This is a genomic window from Caballeronia sp. SEWSISQ10-4 2, assembly GCF_030464885.1.
In the GTDB taxonomy this organism is placed as follows: domain Bacteria; phylum Pseudomonadota; class Gammaproteobacteria; order Burkholderiales; family Burkholderiaceae; genus Caballeronia.
This window is the reverse complement of the sequence record NZ_JALPRJ010000048.1, coordinates 1-15,047: the sequence shown is the minus strand read 5'-3', so window position 1 is coordinate 15,047 and position 15,047 is coordinate 1. Positions and strand designations below refer to the sequence as shown.

The following is a 15,047-nucleotide window of genomic DNA, read 5'->3' as shown; positions in this document are numbered from 1 at the left end:
CTTTGCTCTTTCTCAAAAACCCCGCGAAAGGCAGAAGACTCTTGATTCAAAGTCAACAATCAATGCTGCACCTCTTCCCTGCAGTTAAGTCACGCATCGGCCTTCCAGGTACGGGTACGTGACACGTGGCAACGGCAAGCGAACTGCCATTGCCACGCCCACGAAATCGGCCCTGAGTCTCAGGCCGATCACGCCGCGATCCGTCGAGCCGGCCGCTATGGCCGGAGCCGACCATATTGTGCAAATTGCCGACTATCGCTGCCGCCTGAGCATGAGGAAATTTGCACGCGCTTGAGCACCGCGACGTGATCGATTGGATCTTCGAGCAAATGGCGCTTTTCGAGATCAAGCGTGAAGACCTGGCTGTTCGTCGCGGTCCGCGGAAGCAGTCCGGTCCAGTTGCAGCCAAGTATCGTGATCCCCTATCGGGTGCCACGTGGAGCGGCCGGGGGAGGGCACCACGTTGGATGGCGGACCAGGAGCGAGAAAATTGCCTGATCGCAGAGCTGAGGTTGCCCGCCTGCTTGGTGTCCATCGAGCCACGCTTTATCGGGCCTAGGGCGATGACAAGAACGCATTGAGCGGGCGAGTTACCAGAGATGCCGGCCTCTGCTAGCGTACGATTTTTTCCGAATTCTGAGACGACCTCTATTACGGGCTGTTTAATCTGCTTCTTTTTCGGGGATTCAGCGGTAAATGGCACACACGGGCGCGCCTGCTCGAATGGGAATCTATTGCTTACCGTTTGGTAAATCTATAAAATGGGTATCAGTTGTTGCTCATTTGGAGAACGGCATGACGGCAGAAGCAATCGCAAAACGGCAACATTCGCGCAGTAAAAAGGTTCGCGACTCAGCGGCGAAGTCGGCGACAGCCGCAAGGCTCGCGCATATCGGGACCGACGGGCTGGGGTCTCAGGACGACGACTTCACCTTCTTTCTCGGCCTCGACCAGATCGAACAGTCTCACTTGATTCGCGATGGTATGGAGGCTGTGATCGTCAGCCGCATCGCCAATGAGTTGCTGGACATCCCGGTCCAGACGCTGCTGGCCAGTTTGCGCCTACCCAGCAGCACGATCAATCGCAAGATTTCACAGGGGGAGCGGCTCAGCGCGAGTGAGTCGGACCGCGCTGCGCGCACCATGTTGGCTTACGCACAGGCAAAGGACGTTCTCGAGGACGAAAAACTCGCCGCCGAGTGGCTGTTAAGGCCCAATGTCCAATTGCGCGATGAACGGCCGTTGGACATGTTGGATACCCAAACCGGGTACGACCGTGTTCGTGACATTCTCCTGCGACTTGAATATGGCGTTACCGTATGAAGGTGTTTCGTCTTGCAAAAGAGAAGTCTGGCAAGTACCGGGCCGACGACTTGAGCGGTAACGGTGCGGCGCTTGCAGGTGGTCGCTGGAATCCGCGAGGCGTCGCGGTGGTGTACACATGTTGTCACGCATCAACGGCAGTCCTCGAGGCGCGCGTTCACGCGTCGGGACTCTTGCCGGTGGCGAACCTTTATCTGGTCACGCTCGAAGTGCCGGACAAAGCAGTGTCGAGCGCTTACGTGCCAGATCTGCCGGATGACTGGAACGCGTTAGATCATGACCCGGCCTCCACAGTCGATCTTTCGAGGCAATGGCTAGAAGAAGGCAAACGGCTCGCCATGCGCGTTCCATCAGTCGTTTGCCCGAATGACGACAACCTGATCCTCAATCCGGCACATCCTGGCATGAAGCATGTAGTCGTGCTGCATAAGCAGCGCTTCGAGCTGGATCGGCGCCTTTTCAAGTGAACCGGCGGCCGTAAGCGATTTCGTTGTCGGGTGAAAGACTAGGGCAACCGGAGCGGTCGAGGATACTTGCCTGACGAAGACATTGGGTATCGTCTCAATATGTACGTTTGACATAAGCGAAGTTTTCCCCCAGCGACGACACGACACAACATATCGCAGCGACAGGGGACGGCGGTGCCATACGCTGGCATTACAAGATCGCTAATGAGATGGCCTGCCCAAGCTGTTTAATGAATCCGCATGACTCAAGTGCTTCGTTGATCGTCGGAAGATCCGTTGGCAGCAAAAAAATCGGCTGATTCAATGCCTCAAACACGCAGTGGAGGCAGTTGGATATGCGACTGCGCGGATATCGTAGCGACAGACGATCTGTTCTGGCGCGAGCCAGCGCGCGGTCGCCGACAAAGCTGTCGTCTTCCAGCTGACTTCGAAGGATAGTTTCCACCGCTTGGTGGAAACCAACGCCGGATCTTCATGCAATTTAGCTGGCAATTCGACCAAACGCCGCTTATAAGAAGCGCATTACCATTGGATCGGCCCGTCGTGCTACATTTATGATGCACAAGGAGTTGCCCCATGGATTGCACCTTGCAAATATTCCTAGATGACCACTGGGTCGACTGCGCTCAGATCGAACTCAACAGCGGCCTTTGCCAGTGGAACCATCTGGTTATGTATGCCGTCGACCACACGGACGCTCCGCTATCACTGGCTGAGCCCGTCGATACGGATATCCGCGCAGCCAAGACCATGCCCGCCTTCCTCTACGACCTCGTACCGCAGGGTGCCGGCCGTCGCTTCCTGTTGGGCGAGCTGAAACTACAGGATGGCCCTGACGCGGACTTCCCGCTGATCTGCGCGGGCGCCTTCAATCCAGTCGGCCGAATCCGAGTTGCCGAGGCGGTCGACTATTTTGAGACGCACGTGGCCCGGCATCCGGCCGCGCGCGGCCTGCCCGGCCTGACGACGGACGACGTCGTCTTGCGCAGCGCGGAGTTCAAGGAAAGGATGTTCCTGCACGGGATGCTGAGCACCGGCACCACGGGGGTTCAGGGTGCGGCGCCGAAATACCTTCTAACGCGGGACCGAGCGGGCCTGCTGCACGGTGATGCCATCCTGCCCGATGCCGACGCTACCCAGCATCTGATCGCGAAATTGCCGCGCGGCAATAGCGCGGCCGACAACAAGATCCTGCGCAATGAAGCGGCGTACATGCGGGTGGCCGCCGCGCTGGGTATCCGCACGCACGCGGAGTTGCCAAGCCTTCACGGAGACGTTCTGCTGGTCCCGCGCTTTGACCGGATCGCGAGCAACGGGAAAGTCGTGCGCCTCCATCAGGAAAGCGTGGCATCTATTCTGGGGCTAACAGGCTTTGACCTGCGTCCGAGCCTCTTCGAGGTCGTGGCCTGGATCCGCAAGGTGGTGACCGATCCATCAGCCGAAACGCTCGAATTCATCAAGCGCGATGTGCTCAATCTGGCGATGCGCAACACGGACAATCACGCGCGCAATACAGCCGTGCAGTGGGTCGAAGGCAAAGTTCGGCTCACACCCCTGTTCGACTTCGCGCCGATGTACCTCGATCCCGAGGTGATTCCACGTGCGCTGAGATGGTATCGGCCAGACACCCGGGTTGAGATAACGGACTGGGCCGACGTGCTTGCGGCGCTGCCTGTACCTGAGCACGAGCGCCGAATGCTCGCCTTCGAATTGAGCCGCTTTGCCGCGCAGATCGAACGCCTGCCCGACATCATGGAAGAGCAGGGCGCTGATCAAGACATCATCGAGTTCCTGACGCAGAACGTTGATACGCAGGTCCGACAACTGAAAGCCCTTCAACCGCCAGAGGCTTATCATGCCCCGTCGGGACCGACCAACCCGTGAAGAGCAGAATGCCCTGCGCCGTGCATTCTATGAACGGATCAGCCGGGGCGACATGACCATTCCTGAGGCCATGAAAGCGATGCGCCAGATGACCGGCCTGACTCAGGCGGAATTCGCTGCGCACCGAGGCGTCAGCCGTCGGGTCGTTCAGGACACTGAGCGCGGGACGGGAAATCCAACCGTCGACTCGCTCAACAGCGTGGCGAAGCTCTTCGGGCTGCAGGTCGGGTTCATCCCGATTAAGCGGAACGAACCACCTTCGCCAAGCTCAAGCTAGTGTTCCGTTCCGTTGTTAACTGAACTATGTTTGCGTAGGATGTTGGTATCAACGAAACGGGAGATACCAGCATGCCGATGGGACGACCGAAGGTGGAGTTGACGTTGAGCGATGCCGAACAATCGCAACTTGCTTGGATGGCGCGTTCGCGCTCGATTCCGGCTGCGCTGGTTACACGGGCACGCATTGTTCTGGCTGCGGCCGCTGGCGAACCAAATAGCGAGATTGCCAGGCGCTTGCAACTGACGCGTGCCACGGTGGGTAAATGGCGCGCCCGGTTCCTTGAACAGCGCATCAACGGTCTGTAGACGAAGTGCGGCCCGGCAAGCCTCGCACGATCGATGACGGAAGGGGTGGCCGAGTTGATCCACAAGACGTTGCATACCAAGCCTGCCGACGGCTCCACGCATTGGCGCGTACGCACAATTGCCGCGAAGACGACCATCTCTGCGACCAGCGTCCATCGATACTTCAAACTGCTGGGCCTCCAGCCGCACCGCAGCGAAAGCTTCGAACTGTCGACCGACCCGTTCTTCATCGAGAAACCGCGCGACGTGGTCGGCCTGTACCTGAGCCCTCCGGAGAACGCGCTGGTGCTGTGCGTAGACGAGAAAAGCCAATGTCAGGCGCTTGAGCGCACGCAGCTCATGCTGCCGATGGGCTTCGGCTACGTTGAGGGCGTCACGCATGACTATGTCCGTCACGGCACCAGGAGTTTCTGTCGTTCCAGCGCGAGATTGACAAGGCGGTGCCCGAAGGTCTCGACGTGCACTGCATCGTCGACAACTACAGTGCCCACAAGCATCCCAAGGTCAAGGCATGGCTGGCTGCGCGGCCTCGGTGGCACATGCATTTCAGCCCCACTTATAGTTCGTGGCTTAACCAGGTGGAACGCTTCTTCGCGTTGATCACCGGCAAGGCCATACGTCGCGGTTCGTTCGGCTCGGTTAAGCAACTGATTAAGCATATCGATCAATTCGTCTCCCACTACAACGAGAATTGCAAACCTTTTACATGGACCGCTTCCGCTGACTCCATCCTCGCAAAGCTACAAAGACTTTGTACGAGAATTAGCGGAACGGAACACTAGATGAGATGTTAAATAGCGCCGATCGTTGATTGAACATAAATTCTTCAATGCTGATAATGCCGGCTATCAACATTAGAAAACAGAACGTCCGCGCTGATTCGCGACCGATCGAGCCGGGGAGGGCGGCTCACAGCGTGACCGCCCGCGATCATGTGGTCGGTCGAACCGGGTACGCCGGCGTGAGCGCTTACCGCTCAGGCTATTGGACATAAGCCCGACTCGATGCGACAGATCAATCGGTTGCCGGCCGCGTGTCACGCGTAGGGCACGCGGAACAAAACGACCGGCGACATCGATGAGGCGAAGCGGGTAGAGCAGCGGCGTAGAACGCCCCCGGGTCGCGTGCATGCCAGTTCGAACGCGGGCAACGCTCGGGCGCGCCCGAGGGCAAGTGATTCGGGGTTCGTCGAAACCGGACTTCGGACGATCAGGCGTCAGATTAGGAATGACTTATGGCTGTGACTTCCACGGATTCAGCAACGGCACGCCAGTAGCCTCGAAGTCCTTGATGTTACGAGTCACCACGGTCATCCCGTGCGCAAGCGCCGTCGCGGCGATAATGGCATCGCGCTCCGCGCGCGGATCCGGAACGTGCAACCGGGCGCAACGAAGTGCGACTACCTGGTCGAATGCCAGAACCCGCCCCGTGAACTGTGGGAGGATCTGGCCCTCGAGCCATCTGCGCAGAGCCACACCTTGTACCGGGTCTTTCCGTTCCCGCTGCAGGACACCGAGTTCCAGCTCAAGTACTGTAATGGCGGAAAGAAACAGCGCAGCGGACGGAACAGAAGATGCCCACGCGATCACGTTCAGGTCGGCGGTCTTCGGTTTACGGATTTCTGAAATTACGTTCGTATCAAGCAGAAACATCAGTCGTCCAGGTCAGCCGCACGGATCCCGATTTCCGCGCGCGGCGCTTCGAATCCATCGTCGACGTCATCGTTCTTCATGGCTACCGCTTCGAGCAGTGTCGTAAAGCCACCAGCGAGGCGGCGGTATTCATCGATGTTCAACAGAACGTGAGACGGCCGCCCCCGATCCGTAATGAACACAGGCCCGTTCGCGGAAGCCTTCTTGGCTTCGCTTGCCGACTGATTGAATTCGCGGCTGGAAATAGTCGTGGCGTTCACGGTGAGCCTCCTTAATGAATGTAGCCATGTTACTACATTTTGGGCTGATTTCAAGTCGGTTCGAGGAAGCCTATAGGCGGAGCTGACTCATCGAGCTTTCGATTGCCCGGACGATCTGTCAGGAGCAGGTTGACCTGGTGGCATGGCTCGCGCCGAAGAGGCTCAACTTCAACTTCGACGACGAATGAACCAGAGACTTGATGGAGCAGCGCGCGGACGGGTTGGCTTGACTGTTCGCCCGAATGTTTGTACATTTCTGTTAACGAATTTCGTACAGGATTCAACTATGTCATTCCGAACCCATGATGTGGTACCAATTAGTGAGGCCCGGTCACGCCTGACGGAGCTGGCGGAGGATGTGGTCGCAGGCGCCGAGAAGGTTCTGACGAAGAACGGCTCAGCGTACGTGGCGATTGTCGACGCACGGAAGCTGGATTATTACCACGCCCTCGAAGCGGAACACGGCCGACTGGTCATGCTGGATGACGCCGAGAAGGGTCTCCGGGATGCACTTGCTGGCCGGACCAAACCTCTGGCTGAACTGCGCGACACAATGCGGCGTCGTGCTCCGTCCAAGAAATGATGCGTGTTGATTTTGCGGAGACCCTGGAAGAACGGCTGGAGACGATTCAAGAGTTCTTGTTGGTGCAAGACGTAAGTTCAGCAGCAGGCAGGATGGACGACCTGATAAGCGAGATCCACCGGTTCGGCGATCTCGTGGCGATCCATCCGAAAATTGGCCGTCCAGCGGGCGTACTTGCCGCGAATTCGGTCGAGGGTCAGAGCCGGTTGGAACGCGTGCTGCGGCTGGCCAGTGAAGCAAACCTGCCTGAACTGCGGGAATACATCATGCGCTCCCATCTGATTTTGTACGCGCACTCAGACACGCGTGTGTTGTTGCTGTCCATTCGCCACCAGCGAGAGCTGGGGTATGCGCCGGAAACAGAATAGGACATCAGAGCAACCCAGCCGGGATATCCCCCGAACGAGAAGCCGACCTTTGTGAGGTCGGCTTCTTTTTTATCAATCAACAAGCCGGCGGTGATGCACACGCAATCGTGAGCCCCGCTGGATACAACAAGAGAGAATGAGATGGTCGCAAAAGTAAGACAACGGGCTTTCAGAATCCTCCTGCCGACCGATACAGAGCGCGAGCTTTTTACTGAGAACATCGGTCCGTGCACCGGCGTGGCAGGAACGGATGGCAAGGGAGCGGGATTTCTGTGCCACTTCGACGGAAAACGCTCGACGCTCGCTCTGGACGAAAGGGTCGAACGAACGGACTGGATACCAACGCTTTGAAAAAAGCCAAGGAGCAGACGCGAATGATCCGTACTATAAATGGCCACGCTCCCGTACTACGCGTTGCTCTCCAGGTCTATTTTTCGGACTGTCTGCGTGTGTGCATCGATGACCCGGATGACAGCAATCCCGAGGCACGCGACCTTGAACTTGATATCGACGCGGCGTTCGACCGCTATTACTCTTTTGTCGAAGCGATAAACGCTAGGTCTCCCTCGAGGGAAAACGTTCGACAGCGGGATTTTGAGACCGTTTTTGACGCGGATTCGGGCATCACGATCGGTGTGGAATCTGAGCTGCTGAATGACGTATCCCTTGTACGGTATTCCCGAGGCAGAGTGCTTCGAGTGGGCGGATGCCGATGCGCCCACTCGCGTGTCGTTTCTCTGCGAATTCTATCCGCTCTTCGAAAAGGACGATGCCGGAAATACCGCCTGGCATCCGGCCATGGAAAGGCTCGCGGCAAGATACGGCGAGCACGCCGCGTTTCGTGACGCGCTCAACGGTCGACTCCATATTGGCGCCTGGTCGGGTTCATTGGTCCCTTATCTGGAGGCCTACTTCATTCCGCTCGAGACCTGGTACAGCCATAGAATTTCCCAGCTTTCCATTTGGGCGAAGGAAATGCGCCGCGCGCTCGATGCGAGCATCGCGTGGGAGAAGAAGATTGAAGGAGAGGATTCCGATTCATGACGGCGGTGACCTGACCGGCCTACCAGTCAATGCGGTGCTTTTCTTCGGCCGGGGTTGTCGCGCAAGAGGCGCTGGCCAAGACTCCCATCGGCCAGGTGCGGTCCCGGTCCGATGATCGTCGGTCGATGTTTCATTTTGTTCGCCGGGATCGACGTTATCACGGCGAGCTAGTCGGAGGACGGCATCGGCCTGCGCAGGCGGGCTGGCTTTACGTGTCAGGATCAACGAATAATGGAAACGCTCCACACTATCGCAAGAATTTCCGGCAAACGGCAGGCCGTGTTTCGGGTTCCTACCGTCACGCGCGGCGACGTCTTTATGTCCGTCGCCGATCCCTCCGTTTGCAGGGCTGTGGTCGAGGTAGACGCAACCCGTTTTCTGGAACTCTGGCGGCAACCGTACAGCAGTCATCCGGAAGTCGCGCACCTTGGCCCGAAAGACTGGCCGTCCGACTACAAGTTTCATCATGCCGAAGCTGGTTTCTCGAAGGGTGAATGGAATCCGGTGCCGCTCGCTTCTGTTTCGTGTGGTGTATATGTCGAACAGGTAAAGATAGTGAGGTCTCGTTATTTCGGTATCCGAAAGTATGTTGAGTGGCAGGAAGGACCACATTCGAACCTGCTCGGTTTCACGAATGGAATCACCCGAACTATCTGGCTACTCACGGCGGGCGTACGCGTATTCCCGGTTGAGTGCAAGTCGGAACATGCGGCGTTGCTTCAGCGGCTGGCGGGGCTGCCAGGTAGCGACCCAAGGACAGTTGCCGATCTTCTCCCGGAGCCCACCGAGGCGCAGTATTTCGAAGAGTTACGTGCTGACGAAGAGCGCATCCGGCAACGCTACGCAATTCGGTAGCCTGTCACCTTGTCGGGAAGTCACGGTGACGGCTAGATCTCCAACTGCACGCAACTGGGAAACTGGGCTGCGTGTCCCGTTCGCTGGTTCGGTTAATCGACCTTTTTGTGCAATTTTTGGCGGTGACTACCAGTCGATGCGGTGCTTTTCCTCGGTCTCCCGGTGGCGATCTTCGCCGGGCGTGTGCAGGTAGATCAAATGTGCTGCAGCACATTTGATCTACCTGCAGAGCGACGAGGTCAAGCGCGCCCGGCAGATGGATGAGGCGTTCGCCGCACCATAGCTGGATACCTAAGCTCGGGCTTTCATCGGCTTAACGTGCTTTATTTTCGTTCTCTGAAGCGACCCCATATAGCGCATCGTCGCACTTGCCAGCGTCGCCTGCGCTGCCGATCTGAGGCAGGTTGGTTTGAATGCTTGTCATGGAGAGAGGCGTCACCGTCTGCGCAATTAAGGGTTAATGCAGAGTTATGCATACTTTAAGGTACGCAAGACATATGCCAATTTTTCATGACGAGCTAACTGCCTGAAATCATAGAGGACTACAAGCTATGAAAAGCAAGAATGCGCTATCTGGCACCCTCTTTGTGCGTCACCCAAATTGGCAAGTAGCACATCTGCGCTACGAAAGGGATAAATTCTCCTACAGGGAAAGTTCGAGGGCATGCCAACGTGACATGCCCTCGAACTTCGCTTGTTGATTTAGATTCAATGCGAAGCGTCATGCCAAGTCGTTGCCATCACGGCGTGTCCTTTTCCGAAGCGAAAGCCGCATGTTGATGTGCCATTAGGATTTACTTGGCAAACGGGTCTTGACAACGCTCGTTGGCGCTGTTTTTCGAGAGCCTTTGGGCGACACATTTGAGTTCGACAGAAGATAGCTGAGCAGCATACTTCGCGCATGATCTTGCCGCGCTGCTCGCCATTTCGGGCTTCGCAAGTCGACACTAAAAATCCACGACAGTGTCGGAGCGTTGGAAATATGAAAGTAGCTCAGGGATACCATGCTGACGTACAGTTGCAATGCGTCGATCCCTTTGCGAAAAATTCCTTGCGTTTCGCCGCGTTTCAACACGTCCTTTATCGTCCCAAGCAGCGGTGAGGTCAAGGCCGGCACCATCTGCGATTCGTGCAGATGCCGCGCTTCGGCGAAGTTTTCGCCGGTGAGAATGCGGATGAAAAGCGGATTCGCGGCAAAGTGCGAATAGGTGAAATCGAAAAGGCGAATCATGGCATCGAGTGGCGCTACATCCTTCAGGTTCAGCTTAGACTCTTGTTCGCGGATGTCGCCAAATACACTCTCGAGAACCTTAACGTACAACTCGTTCTTGTTGCCGAAATAGTGGTAAAGCATGCGCATGTTCGCATTTGCACGTTTGGCGATCGCGTCGACGCGTGCGCCCATGTATCCATGTTCTGCAAACTCGTCGATCGCCGCCCGCAGGATGCGCTCTGCAGTCGCGGGGCCATTGCGCGGCATCGGATTGCTCGAGGCCCTTGCCGCCACGGAGCCCGCTTTCTCGCGCAGACCGATCTTTTTTATCTCTGTATCGCTTGCTATTTCGACTTGCTTTCCAACCTTACGACCTGTAGAACGCATCACTTCCCCCTTGATCAAGTCCCGAATACTTCGCCGCGGTGCCGCTCAGCGTACCTCGAAGATGGCGTCGACCTCAACGCTCGCGCCCGCAGGTAGCGTTGCCACGCCGACCGCCGTGCGGGCATGTCTGCCGCGCTCACCGAAAAGCTCGAACATCAGATTCGAAGCTCCATTAATGACCTGGGGAACGTCGAGATAGCCTGGAACGCAATAGACAAATCCTCCCATGCGATGGCAGGCAACGACGCGGTCGAAATCGCCGTCCACAGCAAGCTTCAAAGCGGCAAGCAGGTTCAAGGCGCAAATCTGCGCAGCATGCTGGGCAGCCTCGAGGCCGTGTATGGATCCGACGGGCCCTGCGAATTGAACTTCACCCTCCCATTCACAAATTTGACCCGATAAAAAGACCAGTGAACCGCATTTCGTGAAAGGCTTGAACGTACCGCGCGGCTTCAATGTAGCCGGCAGGGCGAGTCCCAATGCTTCGAGGCGCCGCAGCGCTTCGCCGCTGCCAAGTTCGTCGGAATGGAGAGGCATAGAGTGCATGGAAGTCATGATTGTGGTTTGTGAGAGAGCCGGTGGTCTTGACGCGATCGCTGTCGAACTGTCAGAAATCCGTCGTCAGCCGGCCATGACCGGGTAGACGATCTGCTATACCAGATCGTTTGAGCGCCAGCCAGTACGTCGCAGTATTGATCGCGATTACAGGAATCCCGAGCGACTGCTTCGCTGACGTCACGAGATCGCCGACAGCGAGATCGGTTCCGACCTGCACCAGTGCATCAACATTCAACGCTGCCAATGCCGCGATGTCGCCGGTCGCATGTGCAATCTGTACCTCGCTTGGCCTCTTCAAGCTATGAACGGCGGCGACGTCATATCCACTTTCCTCGAAGAAACGAGAGACATTTGCATCGCCGACAGGTTGATAGGACGTCAGTATGCCGAGACGGCGAACGTTTGGGAAACACTGAAGTTCCGCCACGCAGGCGTGTGATCCCATTGTCACAGGAATGCCGGCTGTTGTTCCATGCACGCGTGCAATGCCGTTGCGCCTCTGGCACCACCCCAAAAGGTCGGGATAGACATGCCCATTAGCAGGTGATCGGGTGCGCAAGGCATGACAAGATCGACAGCGGGAAACAGGCCCGACTCGATGGCGTCGACCATAGCGGTGAACTGGATGTCGTTACCTAGTGGCAAGTCGCTTATGTGAATGCGCGATATATGGTTTGTCACCCCCGGTGGCCGCATGCTATCCATTTCCGGTTGAACCGTAGTGTTGGTTGATGGAGTAACGACGCCGATCTTGAGCCGGTAGCCGAGCCTGTCAGTCATGAGTCAATCCTTGAGTCACCGTTGAACTTTGATCGTTGCACGACTTCAAAAGCAGAAGTCTGGACATATAGTACGCATAATTTGCTTACTTTCAAAGAAAGAACTGTTCCACATCCTAAATTTCGTCGTTGAAAGAGAACGCCAGGCGTTTTCTGCCACGGAGCAGCAAGTCGCGTGCGTGCATAGTTGGGCAAATTTGCACCAACTCGAACCAAACGTGTCTGATTAGGGTGCCTACCGTTTAACTTGGCGCCTACGTCCGGCCCGTATCATCTATGGCCGCGCGTTCGACGAACGCACAGATACGCCCTTGCGTGCAGGTTCTATCGACGCGGTCGTTAGGCGATCCATTCCGGTTGATCGAACTGGCACGTTTTTTTCTTTAGTGATGTCAGTGTGTAAGCAAATTATGCATACAACCAATTTTGTTACGACAGCATGTGGTTGGGGCGGGCGAATGGGCAACCGCACAACGCATGAGTAGAGCAATTGGGATGTCCCTTGCACGGCTCAATAAGAGGAGAATTTCGATGTCGTCTTTCATGAAAAATATTTTCAAGCAGAACCCAGAAAACAGCTCAATCACCGCTAACCAGGAGTCGAATGACATGACTAGCCGCCGCACTTTTATCAAAGACGCGAGCCTGTTGGCACTCGCGACCATGGCCCCGTTCCAGTCGGTGTTCGCTGCGGGGAAAACAACCGTTGGCGTGATCTATGTCGGCACGCGCGGCGATTATGGCTACAACCAGGCGCAGGCGTCGGCGGCGGCGATCATCAAGAGGCTGCCGAACGTGAAGGTCGTTGAAGAAGAGAACGTGCCCGAGACCATAGCGGTCCAGAGGACCATGGAAGCGATGATCGAACAAGACGGCGCAACGCTCATTTTCGCGACCTCGTTCGGTTACTTCGATCCGCATGTGCTCAAGATGGCCGCCAAGTATCCGAACGTCCGGTTCGCGCATTGCGGTGGTTTATGGAAGCAGGGCAATCCACCTAATATCGCCAGCTATTTTGGTTATATCGATCAATGCCAGTATCTGAACGGCGTGGTCGCGGGCCACATGACCAAGAGCAAGAAGCTTGGCTTCGTTGCCGCCAAGCCGATTTCGCAGGTGCTGCGCAATATCAACTCGTTCACGCTTGGTGCGCAGTCCGTCGATCCCGCCATCACCACGCAGGTTATTTTCACCGGCGACTGGTGGATGCCCGTGAAGGAAGCGGAAGCCACCAACAGTCTCGTCGATCAGGGTTGCGACGTGCTGACGTGCCACATAGACGTGCCGAAGGTCGTGGTGGAAACGGCGGAAAAGCGCGGCGCGATGAGTTGCGGTTATCACGCGAACCAGGCTGCCCTCGCACCCAAGGGTTATCTCACCGGCGCGGAGTGGGACTGGGCGACGCCCTATAAGGAACTGGTCGCCGACGCGCAGGCCGGCAAGCCGCAGCCCAACGTGCTGCGCGGCGGTCTCAAGGAAGGTTTCGTCAAGATGTCGCCATACGGCGCTAAGGTCACGCCCGACGCGAAGAAGGCCGCGGACACGATCAAGGCCAGCATGATGGCGGGCGACTTCGTGATCTTCAAGGGGCCGGTGAAAGATAACAAAGGGGGCACCGCGATCGCCTCCGGAACGAGCCACGTGCAGACCGACTACACGCTTGAGAGCATGAATTATCTCGTGGCGGGCGTGGCCGGCCAGATCTGATGATTAGTCATGCTAATCTCATGAGGAGTCGTGATGCGTCCCAATGCCCGGACTGCCCGCGTGTTGCTCGCCTTGTTGCCGGCGATCCCGACGGTGCTCGCGCTTGTCGGAACCCTGGTGCTGTTTTCGTTATTCCTGCTGGTGCAGGGGCAACCGGTCCTGGATGCCGTCGGCCTGATTTTCCAGGGCGCGTTCGGCTCGTCGTTCGCCTGGCAAAGCACTTTACTGCGGGCTTCGCCTTTGATGCTGACCGCGTTGTGCGTCGCGTTGCCCGCGCAGGTCGGATTGATCGTCATTGGGGGCGAGGGCGCGCTGGCGCTGGGCGGCATGTGCGCGGCGATCGTTCCGGAGATGCTTCCGACCAGCACACCATGGCTGATCGCCACACCGTTGATGGCGCTCGCGGGCATGCTGGCGGGCGCAGTCTGGATCGGCGCGGTGGGCGCGCTGCGGCAATGGCGTGGGGTCAATGAGACCATTAGCAGCTTGTTGATGGCTTACATCGCCATTGCGCTGTTCAAGCATCTGGTCGAAGGACCGTTGCGCGATCCGGCAAGTCTCAACAAGCCCTCTACGCTCCCCGTTCCCCCATCGATGATGATCGGATCGTTCCCGGGCCTCGAAGTGCACTGGGGCCTCTTCTGGGGCATCCTCGCGTGCATCGCCGCGTGGGTCTTCGTCAAGTACAGCACCAAGGGCTTTGCGATGCGCGTGGTCGGCGGCAGCAATCGCGCGGCGCGACTGGTCGGCTTGCCGGTGAACCTGCTTGCGCTGGCCGCCTGCGCGCTTGGCGGCGCGGCGGCGGGTCTTGCCGGCATGTTCGAAGTGGCGGCGGTGCAGGGCAGCGCGAACGCGTCGCTACTCGCCGGTTACGGATACGCGGGCATTCTCGTCGCCTTCGCCGCCCGCCAGAATCCGCTCGCGATCATTGTGTGCGCGCTGATGATCGGCGGGATCGAAGCGAGCGGCAGCCTGCTGCAACGCCGGCTCGATCTTCCCGATGCCACCACGCTTGTGCTGCAAGGCCTGCTGTTCGCGAACCTGCTGGCATGGGAAGCGCTGGGCGGCAGGATCGCCGCGTGGCGAGTGCAACTGCAAGCCGCCGCACTCGCCGACATCAACCTGCCGATGGAGCAAACCCATGCCTGACGCACATTCACCCTTTGTGATCCTGCTGCTGTCCCTCTTCGCCGGCGCGATCCGCGTCAGCACGCCTTATCTGTTCGTGAGCCTGGGCGAATGCCTGACCGAGAAGGGCGGGCGGGTAAATCTTGGGCTCGAGGGCATTCTCGTGTCGGGCGCGATGAGCGGTTACGCCGCATCGTTGCTGACCGGCTCGCCATGGGCCGGCGTGCTTGCGGCTGGTTTTGTCGGCTTGCTGC

The 15,047-nt window shown here is 57.7% G+C and carries 17 protein-coding genes and 2 pseudogenes; 13 read left to right on the top strand and 6 right to left on the bottom strand.

The annotated features are described in order from the left end of the window. Positions 1 to 281: 281 nt before the first annotated feature. From M0D69_RS28050 to M0D69_RS28025, 6 genes and pseudogenes are all read left to right on the top strand, one after another. Positions 282 to 581: an H-NS histone family protein gene (locus tag M0D69_RS28050; protein WP_301785118.1), complete on the top strand. Its 300-nt coding sequence runs from the start codon at positions 282 to 284 to the stop codon at positions 579 to 581. A 115-nt stretch (positions 582 to 696) separates the two neighbouring features. Continuing rightward, positions 697 to 1,323, top strand: coding sequence for an antitoxin Xre/MbcA/ParS toxin-binding domain-containing protein (locus M0D69_RS28045; protein WP_301785117.1), 627 nt, complete (start codon positions 697 to 699; stop codon positions 1,321 to 1,323). Then, positions 1,320 to 1,790, top strand: coding sequence for an RES family NAD+ phosphorylase (locus M0D69_RS28040; RefSeq protein WP_301785116.1), 471 nt, complete (start codon positions 1,320 to 1,322; stop codon positions 1,788 to 1,790). Before M0D69_RS28045 ends, M0D69_RS28040 begins: the two co-directional genes overlap by 4 nt. A gap of 576 nt (positions 1,791 to 2,366) precedes the next feature. After that, on the top strand, positions 2,367 to 3,674 hold the full coding sequence (locus M0D69_RS28035) for a type II toxin-antitoxin system HipA family toxin (RefSeq protein ID WP_301785115.1): 1,308 nt from the start codon (positions 2,367 to 2,369) through the stop codon (positions 3,672 to 3,674). After that, positions 3,646 to 3,951, top strand: a complete 306-nt coding sequence (locus tag M0D69_RS28030) for a helix-turn-helix domain-containing protein (RefSeq protein ID WP_301785114.1) — start codon at positions 3,646 to 3,648, stop codon at positions 3,949 to 3,951. The genes M0D69_RS28035 and M0D69_RS28030 overlap by 29 nt, the downstream gene beginning before the upstream one ends. A gap of 71 nt (positions 3,952 to 4,022) precedes the next feature. Next, positions 4,023 to 5,041, top strand: a pseudogene (locus M0D69_RS28025) (IS630 family transposase). Between the two features lie 450 nt (positions 5,042 to 5,491). Here M0D69_RS28025 and M0D69_RS28020 read toward each other — a convergent pair. Together M0D69_RS28020 and M0D69_RS28015 are read right to left on the bottom strand one after the other, a co-directional pair. Next, entirely contained in the window at positions 5,492 to 5,914 is a 423-nt protein-coding gene (locus tag M0D69_RS28020) for a type II toxin-antitoxin system VapC family toxin (protein ID WP_301785161.1), read from the bottom strand. Then, positions 5,911 to 6,171 (bottom strand): type II toxin-antitoxin system prevent-host-death family antitoxin, encoded by a 261-nt coding sequence (locus M0D69_RS28015; RefSeq protein WP_301785113.1) that lies wholly within the window; start codon positions 6,169 to 6,171, stop codon positions 5,911 to 5,913. The genes M0D69_RS28020 and M0D69_RS28015 overlap by 4 nt, the downstream gene beginning before the upstream one ends. A gap of 286 nt (positions 6,172 to 6,457) precedes the next feature. Between M0D69_RS28015 and M0D69_RS28010 the strand changes: the two genes are divergently transcribed. The 4 genes from M0D69_RS28010 (at position 6,458) to M0D69_RS27995 (ending at position 9,021) form a co-directional block, all read left to right on the top strand. Beyond that, entirely contained in the window at positions 6,458 to 6,754 is a 297-nt protein-coding gene (locus M0D69_RS28010) for a type II toxin-antitoxin system Phd/YefM family antitoxin (protein ID WP_301785112.1), read from the top strand. Continuing rightward, positions 6,751 to 7,122, top strand: coding sequence for a type II toxin-antitoxin system RelE/ParE family toxin (locus M0D69_RS28005; RefSeq protein WP_301785111.1), 372 nt, complete (start codon positions 6,751 to 6,753; stop codon positions 7,120 to 7,122). The genes M0D69_RS28010 and M0D69_RS28005 overlap by 4 nt, the downstream gene beginning before the upstream one ends. Before the next feature lie 654 nt (positions 7,123 to 7,776). Next, the gene (locus M0D69_RS28000) at positions 7,777 to 8,166 is read left to right on the top strand and encodes a hypothetical protein (protein ID WP_301785110.1); all 390 of its coding nucleotides are present in this window, start codon (positions 7,777 to 7,779) and stop codon (positions 8,164 to 8,166) included. 231 nt (positions 8,167 to 8,397) lie between these two features. Further along, positions 8,398 to 9,021, top strand: coding sequence for a hypothetical protein (locus M0D69_RS27995; RefSeq protein WP_301785109.1), 624 nt, complete (start codon positions 8,398 to 8,400; stop codon positions 9,019 to 9,021). Positions 9,022 to 9,808: 787 nt separating this feature from the next. Here the strand turns inward: M0D69_RS27995 and M0D69_RS27990 are convergent. The 4 genes from M0D69_RS27990 to M0D69_RS27975 all read right to left on the bottom strand — a co-directional run bounded on the left by M0D69_RS27990 (position 9,809) and on the right by M0D69_RS27975 (position 11,959). Continuing rightward, positions 9,809 to 10,639, bottom strand: coding sequence for a TetR/AcrR family transcriptional regulator (locus M0D69_RS27990; protein WP_301785108.1), 831 nt, complete (start codon positions 10,637 to 10,639; stop codon positions 9,809 to 9,811). 27 nt (positions 10,640 to 10,666) lie between these two features. After that, positions 10,667 to 11,158 carry a RidA family protein gene (locus M0D69_RS27985; protein ID WP_301785160.1) on the bottom strand — a complete coding sequence of 164 codons (492 nt, stop codon included), beginning with the start codon at positions 11,156 to 11,158 and terminating at the stop codon, positions 10,667 to 10,669. 70 nt (positions 11,159 to 11,228) lie between these two features. After that, entirely contained in the window at positions 11,229 to 11,606 is a 378-nt protein-coding gene (locus M0D69_RS27980; protein WP_301785107.1) for a hypothetical protein, read from the bottom strand. Between the two features lie 20 nt (positions 11,607 to 11,626). Next, positions 11,627 to 11,959 (bottom strand): hypothetical protein, encoded by a 333-nt coding sequence (locus tag M0D69_RS27975; RefSeq protein WP_301785106.1) that lies wholly within the window; start codon positions 11,957 to 11,959, stop codon positions 11,627 to 11,629. Positions 11,960 to 12,567: 608 nt separating this feature from the next. On the opposite strand from M0D69_RS27975, the gene M0D69_RS27970 reads away from it, so the two are divergent. The 3 genes and pseudogenes from M0D69_RS27970 to M0D69_RS27960 form a co-directional block, all read left to right on the top strand. Further along, positions 12,568 to 13,665 (top strand): BMP family ABC transporter substrate-binding protein, encoded by a 1,098-nt coding sequence (locus M0D69_RS27970; protein ID WP_301785105.1) that lies wholly within the window; start codon positions 12,568 to 12,570, stop codon positions 13,663 to 13,665. A gap of 33 nt (positions 13,666 to 13,698) precedes the next feature. Further along, positions 13,699 to 14,814, top strand: coding sequence for an ABC transporter permease (locus tag M0D69_RS27965; RefSeq protein WP_301785104.1), 1,116 nt, complete (start codon positions 13,699 to 13,701; stop codon positions 14,812 to 14,814). After that, positions 14,807 to 15,047, top strand: a pseudogene (locus M0D69_RS27960) (ABC transporter permease); the annotation flags it as partial. The gene M0D69_RS27965 and the pseudogene M0D69_RS27960, both read left to right, overlap by 8 nt.